The sequence below is a fragment of the Kitasatospora sp. NPDC059812 genome (assembly GCF_042732075.1).
Taxonomy (GTDB): Bacteria; Actinomycetota; Actinomycetes; order Streptomycetales; family Streptomycetaceae; genus Kitasatospora.
On the sequence record NZ_JBHWIO010000055.1, the window covers coordinates 1 to 23,446 of the forward strand.

21 protein-coding genes and 3 pseudogenes are annotated in these 23,446 nt (G+C 69.4%); 11 read left to right on the forward strand and 13 right to left on the reverse strand.

Going from position 1 to position 23,446, the window contains the following annotated elements; all coding sequences use genetic code 11:
• Positions 1–211: 211 nt before the first annotated feature.
• From ACFV6D_RS24905 to ACFV6D_RS24920, 4 genes and pseudogenes are all read right to left on the reverse strand, one after another.
• Positions 212–1,018: pseudogene (locus ACFV6D_RS24905) on the reverse strand (glycosyl hydrolase).
• A gap of 87 nt (positions 1,019–1,105) precedes the next feature.
• Entirely contained in the window at positions 1,106–1,924 is an 819-nt protein-coding gene (locus tag ACFV6D_RS24910; protein ID WP_380496322.1) for a thaumatin family protein, read from the reverse strand.
• 16 nt (positions 1,925–1,940) lie between these two features.
• A complete protein-coding gene (locus ACFV6D_RS24915; protein ID WP_380561146.1) occupies positions 1,941–2,639 on the reverse strand; it encodes a chitinase in 699 nt (232 codons plus the stop codon).
• A gap of 133 nt (positions 2,640–2,772) precedes the next feature.
• On the reverse strand, positions 2,773–3,756 hold the full coding sequence (locus ACFV6D_RS24920; RefSeq protein WP_380561147.1) for a hypothetical protein: 984 nt from the start codon (positions 3,754–3,756) through the stop codon (positions 2,773–2,775).
• Positions 3,757–4,163: 407 nt separating this feature from the next.
• Here ACFV6D_RS24920 and ACFV6D_RS24925 point away from each other — a divergent pair, with 407 nt between their 5' ends.
• Positions 4,164–4,907, forward strand: coding sequence for a TetR/AcrR family transcriptional regulator (locus ACFV6D_RS24925; protein WP_380561148.1), 744 nt, complete (start codon positions 4,164–4,166; stop codon positions 4,905–4,907).
• A 179-nt stretch (positions 4,908–5,086) separates the two neighbouring features.
• Here the strand turns inward: ACFV6D_RS24925 and ACFV6D_RS24930 are convergent, their stop codons facing one another.
• Positions 5,087–5,368, reverse strand: a complete 282-nt coding sequence (locus ACFV6D_RS24930) for a transposase (RefSeq protein WP_380561149.1) — start codon at positions 5,366–5,368, stop codon at positions 5,087–5,089.
• A gap of 847 nt (positions 5,369–6,215) precedes the next feature.
• Between ACFV6D_RS24930 and ACFV6D_RS24935 the strand changes: the two genes are divergently transcribed.
• The 5 genes and pseudogenes from ACFV6D_RS24935 (at position 6,216) to ACFV6D_RS24955 (ending at position 9,159) form a co-directional block, all read left to right on the forward strand.
• The gene (locus tag ACFV6D_RS24935; protein ID WP_331745277.1) at positions 6,216–6,557 is read left to right on the forward strand and encodes a hypothetical protein; all 342 of its coding nucleotides are present in this window, start codon (positions 6,216–6,218) and stop codon (positions 6,555–6,557) included.
• 588 nt (positions 6,558–7,145) lie between these two features.
• Positions 7,146–7,562 (forward strand): hypothetical protein, encoded by a 417-nt coding sequence (locus ACFV6D_RS24940; protein ID WP_380561150.1) that lies wholly within the window; start codon positions 7,146–7,148, stop codon positions 7,560–7,562.
• Positions 7,563–7,693: 131 nt separating this feature from the next.
• Positions 7,694–8,024: pseudogene (locus ACFV6D_RS24945) on the forward strand (transposase family protein); the annotation flags it as partial.
• Positions 8,025–8,099: 75 nt separating this feature from the next.
• Complete coding sequence (locus tag ACFV6D_RS24950) at positions 8,100–8,684, forward strand: transposase (RefSeq protein ID WP_380429223.1); 585 nt, start codon at positions 8,100–8,102, stop codon at positions 8,682–8,684.
• Positions 8,685–8,712: 28 nt separating this feature from the next.
• A complete protein-coding gene (locus ACFV6D_RS24955; RefSeq protein ID WP_380342216.1) occupies positions 8,713–9,159 on the forward strand; it encodes a hypothetical protein in 447 nt (148 codons plus the stop codon).
• A 294-nt stretch (positions 9,160–9,453) separates the two neighbouring features.
• On the opposite strand, the gene ACFV6D_RS24960 is transcribed toward ACFV6D_RS24955, so the two are convergent.
• The 6 genes and pseudogenes from ACFV6D_RS24960 to ACFV6D_RS24985 form a co-directional block, all read right to left on the reverse strand.
• Positions 9,454–9,696: a hypothetical protein gene (locus ACFV6D_RS24960; protein ID WP_380561151.1), complete on the reverse strand. Its 243-nt coding sequence runs from the start codon at positions 9,694–9,696 to the stop codon at positions 9,454–9,456.
• A 687-nt stretch (positions 9,697–10,383) separates the two neighbouring features.
• Positions 10,384–10,797 (reverse strand): hypothetical protein, encoded by a 414-nt coding sequence (locus ACFV6D_RS24965; protein ID WP_380561152.1) that lies wholly within the window; start codon positions 10,795–10,797, stop codon positions 10,384–10,386.
• Between the two features lie 1,349 nt (positions 10,798–12,146).
• Entirely contained in the window at positions 12,147–12,362 is a 216-nt protein-coding gene (locus ACFV6D_RS24970) for a hypothetical protein (RefSeq protein WP_380434400.1), read from the reverse strand.
• A 50-nt stretch (positions 12,363–12,412) separates the two neighbouring features.
• Positions 12,413–12,889 (reverse strand): annotated as a pseudogene (locus ACFV6D_RS24975) (transposase); the annotation flags it as partial.
• 238 nt (positions 12,890–13,127) lie between these two features.
• Positions 13,128–13,445, reverse strand: coding sequence for a hypothetical protein (locus ACFV6D_RS24980; RefSeq protein WP_380342225.1), 318 nt, complete (start codon positions 13,443–13,445; stop codon positions 13,128–13,130).
• A gap of 113 nt (positions 13,446–13,558) precedes the next feature.
• Positions 13,559–14,107, reverse strand: a complete 549-nt coding sequence (locus tag ACFV6D_RS24985) for a hypothetical protein (RefSeq protein ID WP_380561153.1) — start codon at positions 14,105–14,107, stop codon at positions 13,559–13,561.
• A 606-nt stretch (positions 14,108–14,713) separates the two neighbouring features.
• Between ACFV6D_RS24985 and ACFV6D_RS24990 the strand changes: the two genes are divergently transcribed.
• From ACFV6D_RS24990 to ACFV6D_RS25000, 3 genes are all read left to right on the forward strand, one after another.
• A complete protein-coding gene (locus ACFV6D_RS24990; RefSeq protein ID WP_380561154.1) occupies positions 14,714–15,244 on the forward strand; it encodes an RICIN domain-containing protein in 531 nt (176 codons plus the stop codon).
• A gap of 892 nt (positions 15,245–16,136) precedes the next feature.
• Positions 16,137–16,571, forward strand: a complete 435-nt coding sequence (locus tag ACFV6D_RS24995) for a hypothetical protein (RefSeq protein WP_380561155.1) — start codon at positions 16,137–16,139, stop codon at positions 16,569–16,571.
• Between the two features lie 153 nt (positions 16,572–16,724).
• Positions 16,725–17,078, forward strand: coding sequence for a hypothetical protein (locus ACFV6D_RS25000; protein ID WP_380561156.1), 354 nt, complete (start codon positions 16,725–16,727; stop codon positions 17,076–17,078).
• Between the two features lie 2,048 nt (positions 17,079–19,126).
• Here ACFV6D_RS25000 and ACFV6D_RS25005 read toward each other — a convergent pair.
• Entirely contained in the window at positions 19,127–19,549 is a 423-nt protein-coding gene (locus ACFV6D_RS25005; RefSeq protein ID WP_380561157.1) for a hypothetical protein, read from the reverse strand.
• A gap of 466 nt (positions 19,550–20,015) precedes the next feature.
• Here ACFV6D_RS25005 and ACFV6D_RS25010 point away from each other — a divergent pair, with 466 nt between their 5' ends.
• Positions 20,016–20,927, forward strand: a complete 912-nt coding sequence (locus tag ACFV6D_RS25010) for an aminoglycoside phosphotransferase family protein (protein WP_380561158.1) — start codon at positions 20,016–20,018, stop codon at positions 20,925–20,927.
• A gap of 628 nt (positions 20,928–21,555) precedes the next feature.
• On the opposite strand, the gene ACFV6D_RS25015 is transcribed toward ACFV6D_RS25010, so the two are convergent.
• Positions 21,556–22,278 (reverse strand): hypothetical protein, encoded by a 723-nt coding sequence (locus tag ACFV6D_RS25015; RefSeq protein ID WP_380561159.1) that lies wholly within the window; start codon positions 22,276–22,278, stop codon positions 21,556–21,558.
• Between the two features lie 287 nt (positions 22,279–22,565).
• Here ACFV6D_RS25015 and ACFV6D_RS25020 point away from each other — a divergent pair, with 287 nt between their 5' ends.
• Positions 22,566–23,360, forward strand: a complete 795-nt coding sequence (locus ACFV6D_RS25020; RefSeq protein ID WP_380495542.1) for a cytochrome c biogenesis CcdA family protein — start codon at positions 22,566–22,568, stop codon at positions 23,358–23,360.
• Positions 23,361–23,446 lie beyond the last annotated feature (86 nt).

Consider the following 23,446-nt stretch of genomic DNA (forward strand, 5'->3'; position numbering starts at 1 on the left):
GGGGGGGGGGGCGCGCCGGGGCGACCCGCGCCGGGGGGGCGGGGGGCGGGCGGGCGCGCGCAGCGGCGGCCCGCGGGGTCGGGCGGCGGGCGGGCGCCGGGTGGGTGGACACGTCGGTCCACCCGCCGGGCTCGCCGACACTCCTGGTTCTGCGCCGGTCCGGGCGTCGTGGTCGCCCGCGTCCGTGCGTGGACGGGGGTGGGGTGTGTGCTCAGCCGGCTGCGCGGTAGGCGGTCCCCACCCGGTTGGGGGTCGCCCGGTTGTAGAGGCCGGTGCCGCCACGGTCCGCGGAGAGGGTGAACCACGCGTAGCGCTCGACGAAGGGGAGTCCCTGGAGCATGGCGGTCGACTTCGTCACGAACGCGGCCTGTTGTTCCGGTGTCGGGTACTTCGGGGTGCCGCTGGAGAAGTCGGTCAGGGCGTACTCGGTGAGCCAGATCGGTTTCTTGTAGCGGTTGTACACGGCTTGGAGGTAGTTGCGCAGTTGACCGGTCGCGGCGTCGGCGCGAAAGTCCGAGCCGTATCAGTGCAGGGGGATGAAGTCGACCTTGTCGTGGCGGGCGGCGGCGCCCTTCATGAACTGGTCGAGCCAGCCGCCCGCGGCGTCGCCGCCGCCCGCCACCGCGGGTGCGCCCAGGCGCATCCCGGTCGACTGGAGCCGGGGCCACAGGTCGAGGGCCCTGGTCACGCTCATGTTGGCCTGTGCCGGCAGGTCGGGTTCGTTGAATCCGAGCAGGGTCGTGCCTTCCTGCCTGGCTGTTCGCAGTTGTGCGTCGGTCACCGAGCCCGCGCCCCAGATCATGGGGACGAACTCGACGCCGGCCGGCGGTTTGATCTGTTGGCGGTCCGAGGCCCAGGTGTAGAACCAGCCGGCCCTGGAGTCGGCCAGCGCCTTGGTGACGTCGGTGAAGTTCCAGGCGCTCACGCCTTTCTTCTTCGCCGGGGCGGCGGTCGCGTCGGCCGCACTGCCGACGGTGAGGCAGGTGAGTACCGCGAGCAGGGCGGTGAACAGGCGCATTCGGCGTGGCAAGGCGTTCCTCTCTTCGGTCGTGACGGGGGCCGCGGCGGCCCTGGAGTCTGGGGGCCGGGGTCCGGGGCGGGTGGCTCACGCGGTGGGGCCGAAGGTGACGGTGAAGCCGCTGCAGCGGCTGCACTGCTGCATGACCTTGTTGCCCGGTGTCTGGTCCTGCTTGGACCACGTGTAGGCCTTAGGGCATTTCGCGCTGAGCGCGCGGCTGTAGCTGCTGGGGGTGTCCCGGCTGGGGTTGGTGCACAGCATCGGCTTGCCGTCCGGCCCGCGCGTCAGGTCGGCGGGCGGGCAGTAGGGCAGCAGGTTCGCCGCGCAGCCCCGTGTGTCGCAGCCTCCGCCGGCGGGGGTCGTGGCGTTCACCGGAGTGATCGTGATCGGCAGCGAGAACGCGTTCACGTAGCTCACGTCGTACCAGGGGGCGGCGCCGTCCTTGGCGTCGAAGTTGAACTCCGCGAGGCTGGCGGGTTGTTCGCCCGTCGTGCAGTGGTCGGCGGCCGGGCCGCAGTCGGCCACCTGGCAGTGGAAGGTGCTGCCGGGGGTCCCGCCGCATCCTTGGCGTGCGAAGAACTTCCCACGCCAGTGGAACGGGGCGGTGGTCTCGGGGATCGTCACCGTCGCCGACTGGCCGGGAGCCAGGACCGGTAGCCGGGTGAACTGCTTCGACCCGTCGGCGTTGACGCCGCTTCCGATCCACAGCTTCTGCGACGAGTGGTTCACGAACGTCACCGTGTGGTTGACCGCGGCGGCCGCGACCGTCGCGGTGCGGGCCGGCGCTGCCACACCCGTGACGGTCGCGCCCGTCGCCGCGCCCGTCGCCGCGCTCGCGCTCGGCAGTACCGCGGTCAGTGCGGCGGCGGCCGCCGCGACGAACAGTCTGGTCAGGAATCCGCGCATGACTTCTCCGTTCCGTTCAGCAGGTCAGGTTGGTGCCGGGGGAGGTACCGAGGACGCGTGCGGACCGCTGGTACAGGTTGACCCTGTCCTGTATCTCGGCGGTGTTCCTGCCGCTGCATTCCACGGCGCCGTTGATGCTGCGGATCGTCTGGCCGGATCCGGCCCGGGTGACGATCGCGTGGTGGGTCGTCATGGAGCCGGGGCCGGACTGGGTGTTCCAGTGCCAGAGCGCGCTCTTCCACGCGATCCGGGGGTTGGTCTGGAGCAGGTCGGGGTGGTGGAGCAGGTCGATGTGCAGGGCGTCTCCCGCCGCTTTGCAGGTGGAGTTCCAGCTGAGTTGGAGCGGCCCTCGTCCGTAGTGGGTCGCGAGTCCCGCCGGACACCCGTAGGGGCGGGCGGTGTCGCAGTACGTCGGGTAGTTGGCGGTGTGCTGCTCCACGACGTGGCGCAGGCCGCCGGTCTCATGGCTGACGTTCGCCAGGAAGGCCGCGGCCTCCCGCCGCTTGAGCGCGTCGTTGCCGGTGTGTGCGAAGCCGGGGTAGGCGCTCATCGCGCCGACCGGTGCGTCGTAGGTGTGGAACCGGTCTCTGTTCGGGGACATCCGGTTGGACTGGGCCTTGTCCATGACGAAGCCGGCCCGGTCGGCCGCTGTCGCGTGTGCCGGTGCGGCCGCCGCCGCGGCGGCGATCCTCGAGGCTGTGCGTCGAGGGGACACGCGGGGCCTTCCTCCCGTTGCGCGATGCGGGACATCGGGTCCGCCGGTCTCCTCGTCCCACCGGCGGGTGTGGTCGGGCCGGCCTGGCCGTTCGGGTCGTTCGGGCCGGCCTGGCCGGTGCCGTGGTGGTGTGTCAGGAGCAGGTCTTGTCCGGGTGGTCGTGGGTGATGGCGCAGATCATCGCCTGTGCCCGGCCGTTGTTCGGATACCTGCGCTGAAGCTCGTCCTTGAAGTCCTTCCACTGGCGTGCGATGTCCTTGACGGCGAGGTCGTAGGCGTGGTCGAAGTTGTGGGCGACGACCGAGCGGGGACTGTCCTTCGTGTCCTTGTTCAGGACCCCGTCATGCGTGGTGCGGCCCGTGCAGTTGGAAACCGTGCCGCTGTGGTCGCGGTCCGGATAGCAGCCCGTCGCCAGGTCGTGGGGGATGTGGCCGGTGGCGTCCTTGACCCAGTCCGCCCTGCTCATGGAGCTGTAACGACCGATGGAGAAGAACGCGGGCAGGTCGGTGCGCCCCAGGCCGGGAGGGTTCTTGACGCCGATGGCTCCCGGGCCGGCCTGGTCGATCCAGTTGCTGTGGGCGTAGAAGTCCTCGATCTGGTGCCAGCCGCGGCCCAGGTCTTCCAGCACCTCGCACTTCGCCCGTCCCGGCCGGTCGTTCCACGAGCAGGCCGGGGAGATGGAGGTCTGGGTGGCGATGACGCGCCCGTTCGCGTCGACCAGCCGGTCCGCGGCGGCCACGGCCCTCCTGACGTGGTCGATGGAGCCCTCGACGCAGTCGATGATCTCGGCGTTGGCCTGCTCGCGGGTGCGGGGGTAGCGGCTGTCGTACCGGGGGTCGAGGTAGTCGGCGTTGTCGCAGTGGAGCTTGCCGATGCCGAAGTACTCGCCGTGGTCGTTGGCGACGATCGCGCCTGAGTTCCCGTCCGCCATCGCCGTCAGCGAGTTCGGGTGCCAGCCCCCCGGGCCCAGGGCGGCCCGGGTGATCTTCTCGTGGTTGCCTCCGCTGAAGGCGTGCGCCGGTGTCGCGGCACCGAGGGCGACGGCACACGCCATCGCGGCGCACGCGGCGCTGCAAGCGCGCAGGCGCCGCCGGCGGGAAACGGAGAGGGGATTCATGAGGCCTCCAGTCGCACGATGGACGTCTTCGGCAGGTGTGGGTGCGTCCGGGCATGGAGTCCCGTCCGTACTGCGCAGGCCGTGGCGGACCCACGGCGGTACTTGGTGACGAAGCGTCATCAAGTCTGCACCCGTACGTTAGCCGCCGCGCCCACGAACCGACAGACCGTCAGATCGCCAACGCTCAAAGGACCTTAGGCCGCGCACCGCGGTGTCCCCGTGCCGCGAGGCCCCGGCGTCCGGCCCCGTTCACGGGAACGGGCAGCACACCCCCGGGCCGCTTCCCGGGCCGGGCTCGTCCACCCGCGACCCGCCCCCGCCGACCCGCCCCCGCACCAAAACAGAGCAGAGATTCTGTACAGCCCCCTCCGCCAGCAGAACGTCAATTCTTCTTGACACAGGGCGCAGTGCCACGGCTCACCGACACACGCAAAGAACTCCGGCGCACCCAGATCACCGAGGCCGCCGTACGCTGCTTCAGCCGCAACGGCCTGGAGCGGACCTCGATCGCCGACATCACGGCCGAGTCCGGCCTCTCGGCCGGCTCGATCTACGCCCACTACCGCAGCAAGGCCGACCTGGTCCACGCCTCCGCCCACGCGCTGCTCGCCGAACGCGCCGAAGCCCTCGGCGAGTACGCCGCGAGTGACGGCCCACCCGACCCCGACGAACTGCTCACCCGCCTGATCGCCACGATCGGCCCCGCCGAGGCCCGGGTCGGCGTGCAGACGCCCATCCAGGCAGTCAGCGGCCCGTCGAAGTCGACCGCGGCCAGCGGCCCCAGCCGCCGGCGCCCCACCCGCTCGCCCAGCCGCCGGCAGAACGCCCCGTCCGCCGGCAGCGCCCGGGGCCGCCCGGCCCCGCTGTCCCGCTGTCCCGCTGTCCCGCCACACCAACTCGGCCATCACCGGATCCAGCAGCGCATGCGCGACCTCCACCACCTCGGGGAGGACCGCCGCATCACGCGCCACCGCCCGCCAGTACCAGAAATCGCCGCCCGCGTCCCCGCCCGCCAGGGTGTGCAGCCGCGCCGGCCACCTCACCGCCCCCGTGCCCACTCCGGGCACGGGGGCCACGAGCTGCTCGCTGCCGTCCGCGGCCCGCCCCAGAGCCCTACTCACCACACGGCAGCAACGGCAGGAGCGCGATGACTTCCTCGACGAACTCCTTCGCGACAGGTTTCCCAAGCGTGGGCTCCGGCAGTGCCCCCGCCAGCGCAGACCTTCAAGGAGCAGATACGCCCCGAAACGTCGTGACCAACTCAGCCCGTCCATCAGAGCTGACTGCCAGATCCTCATCGCCGAACCGCCAGTGATGCACGGGTATGCGCTTAACTGAGCGGCATTGAGGCGGCCTTGAGGATCTCGCAGGACCGGCGAAGCTCGGCGTTCTCCTTGCGCAGAACGGCCAGCTCTTCCTTCTCCATGGTGGTCAGCCGGTCGTCACGCTCGCCCCGGTCCGCCTCGTCCTGACGGATCCAGTTCCGCAGGGCCTCGTGGTGAACTCCGAGATCGCGGGCCATCTGCCGGATCACGGGCTTCGGATCGGTAGCCCGGTACGCGGGAACAGCGCGCTGCCACAACTCGGGCGGGTATTTCATCGGTACAGCCATGACAGAGACTCCCTTCTCATGGTCCATCAGGCCATGTCCGGCAACCTTCCGCACCTCGGGGGAACCTCAAGCCGGTGCGGGGTGTGCGTCCAGGCAGTGCCCGTTCCAGGCGTTCACGATTTGGCCCGTGTCGGTGAAATACCACTGCTGGTTCCTGGGCTGGTGGTCCCATCCTTGCCACGAGTAGCGGGTGATGGCGCTGCCGTTGCTGTCCTGCAGTACCGCGTCCAGGGTTCGCGCGTCGTAGGTGGCGGCCCCCGGTCCGACCGTTCACCGAGGCGAGGGCCCAATTCTGCCAGTCCGGCCCGTTGCAGTCCCACCCGTAGACCTGGCCGCCGTTCCAGGACTGACCGGGATGGAGCAGGTGCCACGGAATGTCCTTCTCCGCGCAGCGGTACTCGCCCCAACTGGTCTTGCCGACGGGGTAGCGCCGGGCAAGCTCGCGGACAGTGCCCCCCCGACGTCACCTCCCGCACGAACCGGGCCAGGGCATCCGCCTCCTCGGGCTCCCCCTCGAACCGCCCCTGCGGACGTCCAGCACCAGCCACCCCGTGCCCCCTTGCCCTTGTCCGCGGCCAAACCGGATTGTCCGCTGCCCACTTGGCCATCGATCGGCCCCTTGTAGATGGACAATCAAACAGGCCGCACTGTGGAGTCTCCACCGGCTCTTCGGACAACTTGCAGGGTCCCGTGAAACAGCCGTCTGCGCGTATGGGCACGATCGGCTGAGCACGCCGGCGGAGTCCCCTCCGAGAGCGCGGCGCCAGGGGGATGGCCACACCGGGGCACGCTGCCAAGGAATCGGAACCGGATCACTCGGCAGGAAGCACGAAAGAAGGAGGCTCTAATGATCAAGCGAGCGGCAGGGGCGGTACTACCCGTTCTCGCGGCGACGATACTGCTGGCCGCCAGCCCGGCCAGTGCCGCTGGGACCGGCTGGTCGAGCTGCGACCGCGGCCTGTGCGACTACGCCTATGTGGAAGGCGCGATCGGGACAATCACCGATGACAGTGACGATGGCATCGGCGCGGGCCTGGATCTCTACCTCTCCAACGGTGAACCGCACGCCATCACCCTCGACGGCCTGGGATCAAAGGCGCGAACCTACAATTACCGCATCGTGCAGGCCAGGATTTGCAACTGGAACGGCAGTCGCCTCTCCTCGTGCGGCGTCTGGAAGCACTTCTAACCACTTGGGAACCCCGGCGTACCAGCACCAGCTGGTGCGCCGGGGTGGGCCGGGGAGCGCCGCACCCACCCCGGCAGCAAACCGGATCAGCGCGAAACGCAGTCTTTGCGGCAGGCACGGCGGTGGCCGCCGCATGCACGGGCGGCTCGGCATGAGCGGCCCGACCACCCGTCACGGTAAACCGCGCATCTACTGCGGCGACGGGCAGCTCGGCCAGGAGCAGCACACGCGTTTTCGCAAGTGAGCGGATCCGGCCACCCTGGGGGCCGGCCTGCCGGCGGACCAATGGCAGCCTGCCCCCGGGATCGGAAACCCAGCTGGATCCGGTTCCGGATCCGAAACCGACTGCACGTCAATTCCTTCTATCCGCCTGACCATTGACGATACAGGAGCTCCCGGATAGCTGGTTCACGTACCCTTCGCCCGGCAGCAGCCCTGGCCGCCGCCGCGACGGCCGTCACCGTTCTGCTCGCCCAGGCACCCGCCGCGACGGCCGCCCCCACCCCGCTGGCCCCGTACCTTCTGCCCACCCCGCACCTTCCGCCGCTCCCCCCGGACGCCGCCGCCGTCCCCGGGGCAGCCGTGTACGTGGACCAGCACACCGCAACGGCGGGCACGCTGCTGACCGTCACCCTGTCCCTGACCAACACCGAGTCGACCGACATCAACTTCGTCTACGAGTTCCTTCAGGCGACCTGGCCCGAGAACCAGAACCAGAACGCCTACGCCGTCGTCTCCTGCACCGGCGACATCACCGACTGCACCCACACCGACAAGAACGCGGCGCTCCACCTCAACACGCCGATTCCCCCGGGAGCCACCCGTACCGTGAAGGTCGGCGTCCAGATTCCCGCGGACCTCTCCTGCCGCCAGCAGCTCAACCTCAACTGGGTGCCCTACATCTACTACGAGTTCAACAACGCGACCCAGGCGAAGGACCAGAACTGGCAACAAGGCCTGCCCGCACTGCAGACCACCATCCTCTGCCCTGCCCAACCCGCCTGACCGCCGCCCTGCGCACCGCCGTCCCGGAACGGGAGTGTCATGAATTCGGCCCTGTCCCGTAATCGGTGGTACCGAAGGGTCACCGGCATCGTTGGCATGGCGTGCTGGATGTCAACGAGCCTGTGAGTGTGGTGTTTTCGGGGTTGTCGACACTGGTCATCGAGGACGTGGCAGATGAAGCCGGCTGGATCCGGGTGACAGCGCAGACCCGGGACGATCCGGCGCCGTGCCCCGCATGCGGGACGCCTACGGGGCGGGGCACGGGTTCCACGGGAGGGTGGTCGCGGACGTGCCAGTGGACGGACCGCGGGTCGTCGTCTCGGTGAGGTTGCGGCGACGGTGTGCCCGGTGCTCTGCCGCCCGCGGCAGACGTTCCGCGAGCAGATTCCCGGAGTCGTCGAGCGCTACCATCGCCGGACCAACCGCCTGGCCGACCAACCCGGCGAGGTCGTGCAGGAGTTACTGACTTCGGCGCTTCGGGGTGATTGGCCTGTTCATGTAGCTGACTGATGGTCACTTGCGCGCTATGTCGTAGGTATGCGATATGTGGATGGGGGCGGGCTGACGGCGAAAGGTCGCCAGCGTCGCGAGGAGGTGCGGCTGGAGGCCGCCGGGTTGTTCGCCGATGGGCTGGGGCCGCCGGAGGTCGCCCGCAGGTTGCGGGTGAGCTCGAAGTCGGCCTATCGGTGGCGCCAGGAGTGGATGGAGGGCGGGGTGGCGGCCCTGGCCTCACGAGGGACGAGCGGCCGGCGTTGCAAGCTGTCCGCGCGCTGCCAGGAGAAGCTGGCCGCCTACCTTGAGCAGGGCCCGGCCGCTCACGGCTGGGACGAGGACCAGGTGTGGACCGGCGCGCGGGTGGCGACGCTGATCGGCCGGAAGTTCCATGTGTGGCCTCGCGCAGCAGGGGCGCGGCCGTGCCCGTGGGTCACCGGCGCCCGCCACGCCTCGACCGGGTATCCGTTCGGGCCCGGCGCGCTCTCCAGCTCGGCGGCCGAAACGTCCGGCCGCTTGCGCGGCTTGGTCACCGTGTCCGGTCACAGAGGGTTTCCGGTTCATTATCGCGACCTTCCGGCCAACTCGTGGCGGGGCTGGTGGTTGCGTCGGCCATCGATGTTGACATAGGCATATCAGCAATGGAGAGGGGTGGATTATGGCGAAGCGGATGGGACTGGTGTCAGCGACCGTGATGCTGGCTGTGTCGGCCGCGCTCGTGGGACCGGCCGTCGGCACAGCGGCGGCGACCTCCAGGACCGTTACGGACGTGACGAACGAGGCCACCTGGCGTCCAGGGACTCAGTTCGGGAACACCGTGCAGATTCATCGCTACACGAAGAGCGACGGGCACAACTACGTCGACAGCTGGCTCCAAGCACTCGACGGCAATACGGTTGCCTATTACTACGACCGTTCGTACAACGGCGGCAAGACATGGGACTCGTTCGTCAACCGGATCTACACCCAAACCGGCGCCTCCCTGCCTGAGAAGTACGACGACGGCGGTGTCTGGTACCGGGCGTGCGGCGCGAGCGAGTGGCTCGGAAGCCCCTACACAAACCCTCAGTGGACCTACAACATCGCCTGCACTGGTTGGTACTAGGGTCCGGCATCGAGCACAAGCGGACTGTCTCCTATATCGAGGCCGTGCCTGAACGCCGCTGCCAGCCGGGCACGGGGGCGGCCCACTTCCTGGAGCGCGCCTTGGACAGAGGAAGCCGGTTCCACGCACTAAAAACGCGAGGGACCGGCCATCCGCGCACAGCCCTGGTTCGGGGCCCCGCTTCGGGCTTCCCTGTCTCAGCACCGTCCCGGCAAGCCCGGTACGCCTGGTTTGCCGGGACGGCCCCACCTCAAGTGACAGCGTTTCGCGTCGGACCTGGGACAGGACACGGCGTCAGGGGCCCTCACGGAAGCGGATCAGCGGTGGGTGTTCCACGGCGTCGGGATCGGCCCGCGGGCTGTAGGCGGCCGGCCCGGCCTCCCGCACGCGTTCGGCGATCCGCAGCCACTCCCGGTGGTCCGCGTCGGCGGTGAGCACCGACCGGTCGAACGTCTGGTCGTCCAGGGCCAGGCCCCTGACGTGGTGGAGCTGTTCCAGTGCCTTCGCCGCCGCCCGGTCGATCTGGGTCGGCGTCATCCCGTCCGCGTCCCGGCACACCAGGGCGCGGTGGAAGTGGCCCGTGCCCGGATGGAGCTCCAGGCGCTCGTCCTGCGGGCGCAGCCAGCGGGCCGGGATGGTGTGGACGACCGTGCCGGGGAAGACGACGGCGCGGCTGTCCGGGTCCCTGACGATGCCGGTGATCTCGTAAGCCGGTCACGGTCACCGTGATGCGCCGGCCGCGGACGAGGTGCAGTTGCATGTCGGCCAGTCACCTTGCGGCGCTCGTGACCGCCGGCTGTGCCGGGAGCCGTTGGGGGATGCTCGCGATGTAGGTCTCGCCGACCCCGATGTCCTCGGTGCGCATCCGTCTTCTCCTCGCCCGTGCCGGTATCCATCGTGCCCGCCCTGGTCTTCGTGGCTGGCACCGCGGCTGGTGAGTTCGACGTCCACGGGCCGGTGGCGCCGTGGCCGCCGGTCGTGCGGATCGCCGCCGTCGTCGCCGAACCCCGCACCAGCCGTGGTCGGTGCGGGGTTCGGTTACGTCCGGGAGGGCGGGCCGGTGACGACGTGCCGGCCGCGCGTTCTGTCCCGGGCGGGCGACAACTGACGCCCCGCGAGCCCGGCCAGGTACCGACCCGCACCGTGCGCAGGCGCAGTCGGCCGGGTGCGCGGCGGGGGTGTCCGCACGTTGTCCGGGTGGCCGGTTACGCTCCTCGATCATCATCAGAAGGGTGAAGCGCTGGGATTCTTCGGCGAGCGGATCGCGCCCTTCAATAGGTCCATGACCCGTTCGTGAGTGTCACCAACTCGGTCTGCTACCTGTACACATATGGAAACGTCGTCGATCTCTACCATGGCTTTCTCTGTAAACCAGCCGATAAACATTAGGCCTTGTGCCGGAATCGGCCGACCGGGAGAGATTAATTGAAGTGAGAAGTCCTCGCCGTCCTTCAGGCCCCGTGCTGTTAGCATGGTCACCACATCGTGGCACGTTCCCCAACGGGCGGAATCCATGGCGCCGTCAGCTTTCGCCGTAGCGGAGAACTTAACCCAGTAGTCGATCCTTGTCAGCACGGCCACGTCTTGAGCACCGTTCATGGCCTGGCATGCCCATACGAGCTGCTGATCTGGAGCCATGCCAGCCACAACGCGGCCAAACCAACCCAGTGCGGGCCTGACCGTCCGTGCGTACTGAGCGCGCGCAAGTACGGCCCCTACCGAAGCAAGGACCGCTGTGACAGCGGACTGAGTATCCAACAGCTCGAGCTTCCATATCCCAGCAGGGTGCTTTAAATTATTCCTTATCAGCGTGTAGAAAAGCAGTAGAAAACTGATAGCTACGAACGCAATCGGAAGCCTCGCGAACCACGGACTCCGTTTGACCACCCGCTGTGTTTCCACTGGTCCCCCCGGGTCTATTGGACGCCTCGCGCGGTCGGCTGCACAACACATGCCGGCGGTCAGGCCCTGTCATGCCGTTGTACGCCACACTCCCACCGTTGTCCCTGCAGATGCCGAAACTCGTTGCTCTGTACGAGGCGCTGGGCCGGCCATAGAAGTGCTCATCCGACCCAGTTCCGCCACCGCACCCCATCAGGGATGGGGAATAGCCTGGCCATCGGGGCCGGTCACGGGCATGAGGGCTGGTTCTCACTGGGCCAGCAGACCTGCCTGCCGGTCCGGTGGTGAGCAGTGTTGGTGGGCCGGGCGCTTGCTGGCCGAGTGGGACGCTCCGCTGCCGGCCGCCCGTCAGCTGCACAGCTGCCGGCGCCAACCTCGCCGCAGCGCGGACCACACGGCACCTGCGACAGGAATTCCCGACAGGAGGATTCTGCACACCTGCCACCCCCTCCAGAAGCCCGAATCGGAGGACCCGAATTCAAGGCCATTTATGCGCGGCTTCCTGTAGCCCATCAGCCACGGTGATGGAATTAGGGCTTGATCGTCGGGAGGACGGCCGCCCTGTCCCTGGCCCTGGCCGTGACGCCGGGGCAGTGGGCGACTCGGCTGCCGTTTGCGCCTCTCGATGGCTCGCACGGACCGTGAACCATGTCCCACGCGAGCCATCGAGGGCGGGGCCGGCCGCCCCCTCCGGCTCCGGGTGGCGGCTGCGGCGGTTGCTGAGCTGCCGTCCGGCCCGTCGTGCCACGTCTTCGCTTCGGGGCCGGCCAGTGGGCATGTGCTGCGTGCCCCCTGAGCTTGCCGTTTTACCTCTGGCATCGGCCGTTGAGCTGCCGATGGGCAGGCAGGTGCCCGTTGGGGGGTCCGCGCCTCCGAACTCGTTGTCAGCCGGACTGCGCCTCCTGCTCGGCGGCTTCGGCCCTTGAGAGTCGCCACCGCATGGTCTCCGCCTCACTGAGGGCTGTCTCCTGAAGCTCCGGCGTCAGGCCGGAGTGATCCGCAGCAGCCTCGGAGGCTTCGGTCCAGGCGCGCAGGACTTCGACGGGACGCTGATGCCCGCAGTCGAGCCCGTTGCCCGAGTGGTCCTAGACGGTGGCCTCGTAGCCGATGTTCACCCACACGCTGGCGCCCTGGTCATGGAAGACGACCTCGAACGGTGCCTCGTCGGAGTCCGTGTCCTTGGGGGTGTCCGTGACGATCGTGAACTTCTCCTTGGGCTTCATCCAGTAGTCCTCGCCCCACGGCTCGACCCAGATCCCGAAGGTCTTCTCGGTGTCGTTGCTCAATCTGATCTTCGGCATGGCCGCGGCGTAGGCCACCCTGCTCGGGTTGAGGCGCGGTCCGACACGGCCTATCCGGTTCGCCGGGGTTTGGTTCTCTGTTGGTGGTGGGCCGGCCGGATGTAGGGCTCGCCGCCGGCGAGGACCCGTCCCACATCGTGACGGGTTGCCGAGCCGCTGTTTCGCGAACCGAGCGGGCGTCCGGGGCCGGGGCGGGACGGTTTTGGTGCACGCGCTGGCGTCGGGGTCTGCGCGTGGAGGTTCCTGAACCCGCGCCGCACCCGCGCGGGCGTCAGCCTGTTCGACTCGGTCCGCTTCTCCCGTGGTCGGCGGAGGTCGGCGGCCAGGGGGCGGGCGAGCCGGAGCTGGGTGTGGGCGGCGATCACCAGCCACGTCCAGCGGTCTGCGGCTTCCGGGCTTCGCAGCCTGGGCTTCGTCCTGCCCAGCGTCTGCTTGAACAGGCGGAGTGTGTGCTCGATGTCGAAGCGGCGGAGGAAGGACTGCCAGCAGCGGTCGCCGTCCTCCCCGGTGGCGCCGACTCTGGCGTTCCGCCGGCGGACGAGTCCCTGGGGCTGGCGTTCGCGATGCTCGCGCAGGCCGCCGGCCGGTTCCGGCGGATCGTCAAGCTGCCGCCGGAGAGCACCGACGACGGCGACGACGAAGAGCGACAAGTGCTGGGGCCGTCCCAGCCTGTTCGCCCAGGCGGCGACGTCGCAGCCGGATCTGGGACAGGGGTGGTACAGCCGGATCACCCCGGGCAGCAGAGGCATGGCTCAGTGCTTGACGCTACCGGGACCTTGCGTTCCCGAGTTCGGCTGCAAGCACCGCCATCTCGTGCAGACGCTCGTAGTACTCGGCTCCGCCGCCCTCGTCACCAAGAGACGGCAGGACCTTCTCAAGGGCCGCGAGGCACGCGAGCAAGGTCCCGCGACGGTTCTCATCGAGGTGCCCTGACAGGACCGAGGAAACACCGCCGGCGGTGAACGCGTCCAGCAGTACCAGGTCTTCGCCGTCGATGTCTCGACCCCGAAGATGCGGAGGAAACGCCCGTTGGACGTGCTCCTCCCACAGCCGCGAGAGCAGCTCCACTGCCGGTTCATCCATGTTCAAGATCATGCCCCACGGACGAGGAAGCCCCGTGACGAGGGCCTCCGCAGGTCACGGTGATGGCCCGCCCCCTGAACCGAGGGAACGGGCCACCGTACGGACCGGGAGCGCTACGCCGCGGTGCGGCCGGCGTCCACGGCTTGGTCGAGGTGGTGGGCGAGCTCGGGCAGCTGTTGGGCTGGGTCGCCGGTGGTGATGGTGCGGGGCATCGCGAGGGCGATCGCGCCTACCGCCGCCAGGGCGAGGCCCTCGCCGGTGCTCAGCCCGGTCTCGCCGGCCAGCACCAGCCCGCTGAGCACGAAGGCGGTGTCGGCGGGCACGCCGCCGTGGTCGTCGTCCTCGGGGTCCAGGTCCCGGCCGCAGGCGAGCACGGCGGCCGCGTACTCACCCAGGTCCCGGCTGCCGGTACGGGCGGCCAACTCCGATACCCACACCACCGCCCTGCTCGCCGAAGCCGCCGCGATCCCTACCGCGGCCGCCAACCGCGCCTGCTGCTGCGCCGCAGCCCGATCCGCCTCGTCCTCCCCCGCCGCGTCCTGCTGCGCCCGGGCGGCGAGGTCGGCCGCTCGGGCGGCCCGCTCGGCGGCGAACACCGCCAGCCGCGCGTCGCCGCCGTCGTGTTCGTCGTCGCGTGCCGGCAGCACAGTCACATTCGTCATGACCGGTGAACTCACCAGCGCCACCAAGGTCACGCCCGGCCGGTGAGTTTCGCCCCGCCCAAACTCCCCATCGCAGGTCAGGGCCCGTGCGATCCCCGTTGCACCCTGCGGCCGGCCGTCCTGCAGAACGGCCGGCCGGTCGCAGTACTGCGCCATGGTGGCGCTGCACCGACTGCCACCCGTGCTACCCGAGCAGCGCCGTGCAGCGCTGCATGCTGTCCGGTGCCGGTGAAGCAGGCGGAGTCCGGAGCAAGGTGGCGGACCGCGCCGAGTTCATCCGGCGAGGTTGGCGAAGGTGGCGCGCGGTTCTCCACGGCGGACTGACCGCGTCAACGGTGCCTCGCCGGACGCCCGGCTTCGGAATCAGCCATTGGGTCATGGCCCGTCCGCGACTCTTCTCTCCAGCGGTAGGCGCGTGCTTTGCTGAGATGCTTCAACGCCTTTGCAGCGCAAGGAACTTCCACCCGGAATGGATGTCCTGCTCATCGTGGACAGTGTGGAGGACGGGCTGTCCGTACCACTTCACTGTTGCGGGGACAGGCGGCGACACCATGTCTGATCACTACAGGGGGTACGTTGAACATCGCCAAAAGGACACTGGGTCGCATGGCCCGCATAGTGGCTGCGGCCGTCACGCTGCCGGCCCTTGCGTTCGCCGGAGCTGGCACCGCAACGGCCAGTACGACCTCAACGCAGATCAGCGGCCAGCACCCACGGGTCAATGCGCCCAACGGCACCCTGGTCCTGCGCAGCGCGGCTACGGGCCTGTGTATCGATGACAGCAACTACGGCCTGCGGCACTTCGGATGCCAGGACCAGAGCGGCCAGTACGCCGTTTTTCAGCAGTTCACCGTAGTGTCCAACAACGGTCAGACCTGGTCCCTGCACAGCGCGGCTACGGGCTTGTGTATCGATGACAGCAACTACGGCCTGCGGCACTTCGGATGCCAGGACCCGAATGGCCAGTACGCCAGTTTCCAGCAGTTCTACCTGTATGCACAGCCCAACGGCTCCGTGGTCCTGCGGAACGTGGCTACGGGCTTGTGTATCGATGACAGCAACTACGGCCTGCGGCACTTCGGATGCCAGGACCAGAGCGGCCAGTACGCCAGTTTCCAGCAGTTCTTCCTGAGCTAGCCGCTATGCCCAGCTGACTTGCAGGTGCGCTCCCGCGACCGTCTGCGAGGAGGCTGGGCACTGCCGGTGAGGGCTGTCCGTTCTTCGTGAAGGCGGCGAAGGCTGCCTGTCGTGATCACGGCGGAACTTGGGAGATCTTCTGCCGGGTTGGCACGGTGACCTGCTGTTCGCCACGTTGCTTGAGACCCCGTCGACCGGTTCGCCCTGTCGAGCGCATCGTTCGCCGCCTTCACCGAGACCGGACAGCATGCCGTTCCCCTTGTCCCGGCAGTCGGCCGGCAGGTTTCGCCCCGCTGCCGGAGACGGGGCGAAACCTGGGCAAGCGGCTCACCTCGGCGGCCACGATCCCGGAACGGACAGCGCCCCGCCGACCGCCGCCACCGACCAACTGGCCGACGACGCGGGCCAGGCCCCGCAGTGCGCCCGCCCCGGCTGCTCCAACCCGGCACCAAAGAGCCCCACCGGGCGCCCGAAGCAGTACTGCCCCCGCTCATGCCGCAGCAAGGCCGACCGCGCCAAGGCCAAGGCCCGCGAAGCAGCAGCAGACGAGTCCGCTGCACCCGGCCCCGCAGCCGCACCGCGGCAGCGCTGCACCCGCTACCCCCGCTGCACCCGCGGCCGCCATCCAGGACGACGACGACCTCGCCCGCCGGGGAGAAGATGGCCGCTACCTCCTCGGCATCGCCGACACGCTGCGCCGCAAGCTCGCCGCCTTCCTGGAGGAGACCGCCACCGGCGACCCAGTCGCAGCCTTCGAGGAACTGGCGCTGCGGCTGCCCGGCTACAGCCACCGCGCCTACTCGATCGGCCAGAAGATCCGCGACAAGGCACGCCGGCCCGACCTCACCGAGGACGAGCGCCGCCACCGCAGGATGCTGGAGCGGATCGACCTGTGGAAATCCCCGCCTTCGACCTGAACGCCCCCATCCCCGGCCTCGACGACGGCCAGGAGCCGGCCCCATTCGCCTCGCGAGGCGAAACCGAAGCCGCCGACCAGCACCAGGACCACGGGCAGCCCGCCCCCGAGCCGGTCGGGACCGCCTCACCGGCCGCACTGCCGCGCCAGCACGGCGCCGACCTGCTGCGCCCGCCACCGGAGCCGTACCTGCGCGGCCTGGGCCGGTACGACCTGATCCGCAACGCCACCGCGCTGCTTGGCCCCGGCTGGGACCTGATCGGCTGGAGCCGGGATTCCGGCCTCTTCTACGTCCGTCAGGACGGCCGGGCTCCCGGCCGTCCTGGCCCACGCCGCTCACCCGGACCCGGGTATTCGCCACTGCGTCGCCCTGGCGCTCCCCGCCCGCCTGGGAAGGCAGAGCAGCGGTGAAAGGGGTGGCCTGCGCTCGGGCCGCCCCTGGGCGCATATGGGCAGGCGTCGGCTGAGCCGCGCGTCGATGTCAGCCCGCCCCCTGGGGTGGTCTGATGTTCGATCATCTGGAGATCAGGGTTGTTGTCGGCGGGACCTCGGTTCGCTGCCCAGTTGCGGCTCTGGGTCAACGGCGAGGACGTGGTCGAAGAGGCGGTGCGCGAAGGCGGCCGCGGACCGTACGCGGCTGATGCGCTGCCGGCCGGCAGCCCCGGTCTTCTCCGGGCGACCGGCGAGGCGCGCCGTGTGGAGCTGGGGGAACCGGAGTGCAGCGGTGGCTGCTGCGGCTTCCTGAGCGTGGTCGTGCAGCGGTCCGGGGAGATCGTGCAGTGGTCGGACTGGGAGGTTCCGTGGGAGGCGAACACCCCTGTGCCCTACCCTCCGCCGGAGCTCCACTTCGACGCGAGGCAGTACGACGCCGAAGTGGCTCGTGCTGAGGCGGACCGCTGGTGGCGGGTACATCCATAGCCCAGCACGGCGCGCTCCCGCCCAGCTGCTGGCCCACACCGGCCCCGCGCCCTTGGTCGACGGGGAACGCCCAGCAGGCCCAGGTGCTCTTGGGGCTCGTGAACATTCCGGCGAGGCTGTGACCGCCTACCGCCTACCGCCTACCGCCTACCGCCTACCGCCTACCGCCTACCGCCTACGGTCTCCGGAACCGACGTCGAAATGCTGCCCGTTCTCGTGAACAGAGCCGGCTGAGGAGGAGGCCTGCGAGCGGATGGTCCACTGGTGGCGCCGGGCCTACCCCGGGCACGCCCGCGAGGGCTACCCGCCAGTGGCGCTGGTCCTCACCGGCGCCGGCGCGACGACGCTGAACAAACCGGGCCGCCCAGGTCGGCGACCTGGCCGCCGAGTTCTGGTGCGGCCGGCGCCACAGCACCCAATGCCCGGACGGCTGGGCCTGTTCTTCGGCCTTGCGTAACCGGTCGGCGAGGACGGCGCCGGCGAGTCCGGGTTCGTCCCCCAGATCTCCTTCCAGGACAACACCAGTCTCTTCCAGGGGCGTCTGGGGTGTTGGGCACCCCCTCCTGCCGGCGGGCCGTCCGGGCCCGCCGGCGTCCCGTGTGGGTGCCGGGTCCGGTTCGCCGACGGCGGCGGGACCGCGGTGGCTCGGGGATCACCGATGACCCCACCGTCTCCTTGGCGGCCCGCGCTCGGTGTCTGACGCGTCGTCGGTCGGGGACGCTCCGCCGTGCCCGCTCGCCGTCGTCCCGGGGCGTGGTTGCTCAGGTCCGCCGTCACCGTCCGGGTTCGGAGCCCGTGTGAGGGCCAGTGCGTGCCGGTGGAGTGCCGGGTGTGCGGGTTGATCGCGTCATGGTCACCCCCGCTCCCGGGTTGCCGGTAGCAGTGGGTATCAGGCCTCGTCAGCGCCGCCTGGCAGGAAATTCTTCGGCGTACTCCCGTACGGACGACCCTTCAAAGCCGTCCGCGACAGGAAGATTTCCCGTTCCGCGCGCCGATGCCGCTACCTCAGGGGTGCCTGTGGCGCGTGGCCTGCCCGGCCGCGCCCGCATCGCGTGCGGGGCGGCGATCGCCTCTCCCGCGGCTTTGCCCAGCCCTCCTCCGAATCGCCCGGCCCCCCTCTGACTTCACCGGTTCCGCTGGGTGTTGCTCCCTCGTTCGACCAGCGTCGGTGGCTTATGAGGCAGGCGGTTCCGTGGGAGACCAGGGGGTGTGACCTGCGGGTTTTCGGTGGTGCGGGCCGGGGTGGCCGGTGGCCCGGTGCCCGTCCGTGTTCTCCTCTTGTCATATCTCGATCCGTCGTTTCCACCAGGGAAGGCCATGTGGTGCGAACGGGTCGTTGACTGTCCGGGCGAGGATGCGTTCGTCGAGAGGCCCGAGTTCTCTGCGCAGTTCTCGGCGGGCCCGGGTTTGCAGGGCCCGGACGGCCCGTTCCAGCAGGGTTCTGACGTGGTAGTACCCGCTCCGCAGGTCCGTATCGTCGTATCCGTACCACGGCGCCAGGTCGCGACGCGGGCGCCGACCGGTTCGGGCCCAGCTCCCGAATGCGTGAGCGACAGTGCCAGAGTGTAGTCCGTAGGCCTGCTCGAACCGGGCGATCTGGCGATTGGCGCTGGCCGAAAGCCCTCGGATGACAGGAGGCCTGCGGACGACTGCGGGTCGGTCGCGGGGGAAGCGCTGCGGCAGGTGGGACCTTATCTCGCCCGGTGACCTGCGAGGCATGAAGACTTTTTCCGGAGATCCAGTTCGTGAGACGGCGCCTGGCGACCCTAACGGCATGCCGGCCGCGGGCTCAAGAGCGTGGTGATGTTCCATCCCTGCGGTGCCCCGGCGTGGCCGGCGTCGGTCGTCCTGTTCTGCTGCGCCTCGGGGGGTGACGGCGTCCCGGCTGCTGCTTTCTTCGGCGCCGCCGTCGCCCGTGGCCTGTTGTCGGGGTTCTCCTGTCGGCCGTCGTCGCCGCCGTGCCGCCCTGCCGCCGCCGCGCCGTCGTCCCGTCGTCCGGTTGTGGCCGGCTGGCGGTCCGTCGCCGGGTTGCCGGGTTGTTGGTGTGGTCAGGGGCTTGGGGAAGCGGGGCCTCGTCGGGGTGGTGGGCTGGGGCGGCCTTGGGGTGCGGTGTCGGTGAGGTGGCGGTGGGCGGTGTGGAGGTGTTCGGCGGCCTGGCGCAGGTGGTGGCAGGCCATGGAGGGAGAGGCCGCGTTGTAGGGGCGGAGCCAGCGTTCGGCGGCGTGGACGCGGGCGAGTGCGGCGGTCAGGGCGTGGTGGGCCGGCCGCATCGAGGGGATCTCGGCGACTTCGTGCACGGTCCGGGCGAGGAGGACGGCGAGGTCTTCGGTGTCGGGCCATGCTCCGTCGGTGAAGTCGTGGCCCCACAAGGAGAGTCGGGCGGCGCATATCCCGACCCAGGCCTCCAGCCGGTCTTCCCAGGAGGGGGGTCTGGCGGGCGGGGACGGGGGCGGGTTCGGGATGATCGGCACCCGAACATGATCCGCCCACGGGCCACGGTCGCGTGGCCCTTTCACGGAAACCTGTTGACGACCTGTTGCACAACCCCGCCCGGCGGCTGCCCGCCCGGGCTGTGGGACGGTCGGGGACTGTTTCCCGGGTGTAGGGGGGCAGAGACGGCCAGGGGGTGCTTCCCGGCGGCTGCCCGCCCGGGCCACAGAACGGTCGGCGTCAGGTGTTCTGTCCCGTGAGGTCGTGGATGCGGCTTACGGGTGGCGCAGTGCCTCTGCGCAGGTGCACCTGTCCTGAATCCGTACGGGGTTCTCCGGCACTCGCCGTGAACTGCCAGGACACACAAGGGCATCCGGGGAGCCGCTGCGTAGGATCTCCTGTCGGCTCGACCGCCCCTGCGGACGCGCCGCGCCGCGGGATCGGCGAGGAACGGCCCGGCGACAAGGCCTGGACCAGGCTGTGACGGAGACGTTGGATGGAGACGCTGTGACTTCCGGGAGTCCGCAACAACACCGCCTGACGCAGGTACCCGAGTCCCTTCGGGCCTTCGGCCGCTGGCAACACGAGGGCGAAGCGGGCCGCCGGTGGCTGATGGCGCTGCCGGACACCGTCGCCCATTGGTGCGAGCGCTGGGACCTGAAGGTCGACGGGCCGCCCATGCACGGCTACAACAGCCTCGTCGTGCCGGTCCGCCGGGGCGGCGAGCCGCCGGCCCTGAAAGTCACGTGGCCCGACCGGCAGATGCAGGAACAGGTACTCGCCCTGCGCCTGTGTGACGGCCACGGCGCGGTCCGCCTGCTCGACACCGACACCACGGCGGGCGTCATGCTGCTGCAACGCCTCGACCACACCCGCCCGCTCCGGGACGTACCACTGACACAGGCGGTCCCCGTGATCGGGACACTGCTACGGCGGCTGGCCGTCGAACCACCCCACGGCCTGCGCACGACCGCAGACATCGCCGCGGGCCACCGACGGGAACTCCCCGCCCAGTGGGAAGAACTCGGCCGCCCGATACCCCGACACACACTCGACCGCGCACTGGACCTGGCCGAGGAACTGTCCCACGACGACTACACCGTCCTGGTCAACAACGACCTCCACTACGACCAGGTCCTGCGCACCCCCGACGGGCACTGGTCCGTCGTCGACCCGCTGATCGTACGCGGCGTCCTCGAATACCAGGTCGCACCCCTGCTGTGGAGCCGGTTCGACGAACTCGGCCCCTCCCGCGTCCAATGGGGCATCGACGCCCTGGCCGACGCCGCGGACCTCGACCCCGACCGCGCCCGCAAATGGGCACTACTGCGAGCCGCCGAGTACTGGATGTGGGGCCTGCGCGCCGGCTTCACCGAGGACCCGGCGCGCTGCGCCCACCTCGTGGAAGCACTCACCTGACCCCCACCCCGCCCCTTGCCCCTTGCCCCGTCGCGCGGAACGGTAACGGTCGGCGTCAGCCGAGACCGGGCGCCGTGAACCGGGCGCCGTGGACCGGCAGGCCTGTCGGACGGGCCCGCGGGAATCCGGGTGCGGTGGTTTGCGGGGGCGGATCGGGGTGAGAAGAGGACCGGTGGTCGGGAACGCGGTCAGGGCGGTGGACATCCCCCTCTTCACCGTCCGGACCCGTGCCACCGGGGTTCAGAGCCCGGCCGCCGTGGCGGTCACACACCGGTGGCCAGGCGCCCCGTGGCCGGTGTCAGGGCCGCCGGCCGCCCCAGCGTCAGTCGAGTCCGAGTCCGAGTCCGAGTCCGAGTCCGAGTCCGAGTCCGAGTCCGAGCGCGGCGCCGTGGGGGTGCGTGGGCCGGCGACGGCACCTCCGCCCTGGCCGGCAGGCGGGCGGGCAGGACGCTCAGCCGCTCGCCGACGGTCCGAAGCCGGTCAGCGGTGGCGACCGTAATCGGCGGTTCACTTCGGGCGCCACCGGCCGGGAGTTGAACTCAGGCCAGACCGGGTTCGGGACGGGGCCTGTGGCGTACTGCCGAGTGGTGTCACCCGCTCCCGGTCGAGGACGCGAGACCGAACCTGCTCAGCCGAAACCAACCTCGGTGAAGCAGCAGCCTCCGCGCTCGGTTGCGGACAGGGCCTGGACCGACGTGAGGCGCGGGGTATCGCGGAAGTACTGACGGAAGCCCGACGCGCGGAACCTCAGGTCGAACGAGTGGCCTTCGACGTGCCATTGCGGCCAGTCCTGCCTGCCGTCGTCCGGCGCCAGCCGGTGCACCGAGTCGATCTCCAGCTCCGGATGCATGCCCTTGAAACCGAGGTCGCCCTCAAGGTCCCAGACCTCTTCGAAGACGAGCGTCGCGGGGGCGATCCAGAAGGAGAAGTTCTTTGCCGGCCGGACCGGGTGGACCCAGCGGACGATGTAGTCGAGGTCGAGCAGAAGCCGGGGCAGGACGTCTTGCGTCTGCTGCACGTACAGGCCGTGGACGGTGGCGTCGTGCCAGCCCATCTCCTCGAAGTCGGTATCGCTCCAGACGCTCTTCGAGAGGCCCGATTCCTGATGGCTGCCGCTGTTCACACCTGTATCCAAGCAGGCCGCGCGCCAGTGCGTCGACGGCGGCCACCAGGTCGGTGCCGCCCCGCGCCGCCGCGGTCCCGCTGCCGCCCGCGCCACGGAGGTGCCGGGGGTGGTGCCAGCCCGGACGGCGGCGTGGATGCGGTCGCCCTCTGGGTTTCGGTAGAGCTGCGCGCGCAGCCACCAGTGGCGCAGGGTGCCGCCGATCACGCAGTCGTCGGCCTCGCTCATCTCCCGGTATACCTCCATCCGCCGCGCAGGCGGCGGGCACCAGAAGCCGGCTGTCCCGGTCGACGAGGCGTGGGGTCTGACCGGCAGGCCACGGGAGTGAGTGGAGAGGTGCACACCGCTGCCCTGGCCCTGGCCAAGTACGGTCGGTCGCCCCTGCATTCAAGCCCCGTCCACCACCGTGAGAGGCTTTGTTTCATGTGCTGCACTCTGATTCAGCGCCCTCACGCGCTCGTCTCGTTGTCCGCCTTTCGACAAAAGGTGCGTTTTGCCGTGATCGCGGTGGCGTCGTGAGCGAGACAGCGCGAGTCGTTCTGGCTTTCGACGGGAGTCAGACCATCTTCACCGGTGCTCTATTCCTCGCAATCCCGGTGGCGATGCTCGGAGGCCTTGTGTCGTTCCTTTCTCCTTGCGTCCTCCCTCTCGTTCCAGGCTACTTGTCCTATGTCACTGGATTCTCTGCTGCGGACCTTGCCGACGCCGAGGGTAGAAAACGCGGCCGAGTTCTACTCGGCGCCACCCTCTTCGTTGCAGGATTCACGATCGTGTTCGTATCCGCAGGAGCATTATTTGGATCGTTCGGATATTTCCTCCAGCAGCATCAGCGTATTATTCAACAAGTGTCCGGAGCTTTTGCAATCCTCATGGGATTGACGTTCGCCGGCTTGCTGCCGAAATTTGCTCAGCGCGAGTTCAGATTGCACCGACGGCCGATTGTCGGTTTGATCGGAGCCCCCGTGCTCGGCGTGGTCTTCGGCGTGGGATGGACACCATGCCTGGGACCGACACTCAGCGCAGTACAGGTGCTCGCCATGGAACAGGCGAGCGCCGGACGGGGAGCCCTGCTCAGCGCCGCCTACTGCGTAGGCCTGGGCCTTCCCTTTCTGGTGACGGCAGTCGCCTTCCGTGGCGCACTCGGAGCATTCGGCTGGGTGAAACGGCATTACCTCTTGGTCATGAGGCTGGGTGGCGGCATGCTGGTCGTCGTAGGAGTCCTGTTGCTGACAGGAGCTTGGGACCAGATGATCGGAATCATCAGGGAATGGGCAAGCAACTTCGATCAGTCCGGACTCGTGTCCATCTAGCGTCCCAGCCCGAGAAGACAGTGAGGCGCCTACCGGTGGACCGCTGGGGGCCCACAGATGGCCCCCGACCCCCCCCAGGTAAGCCG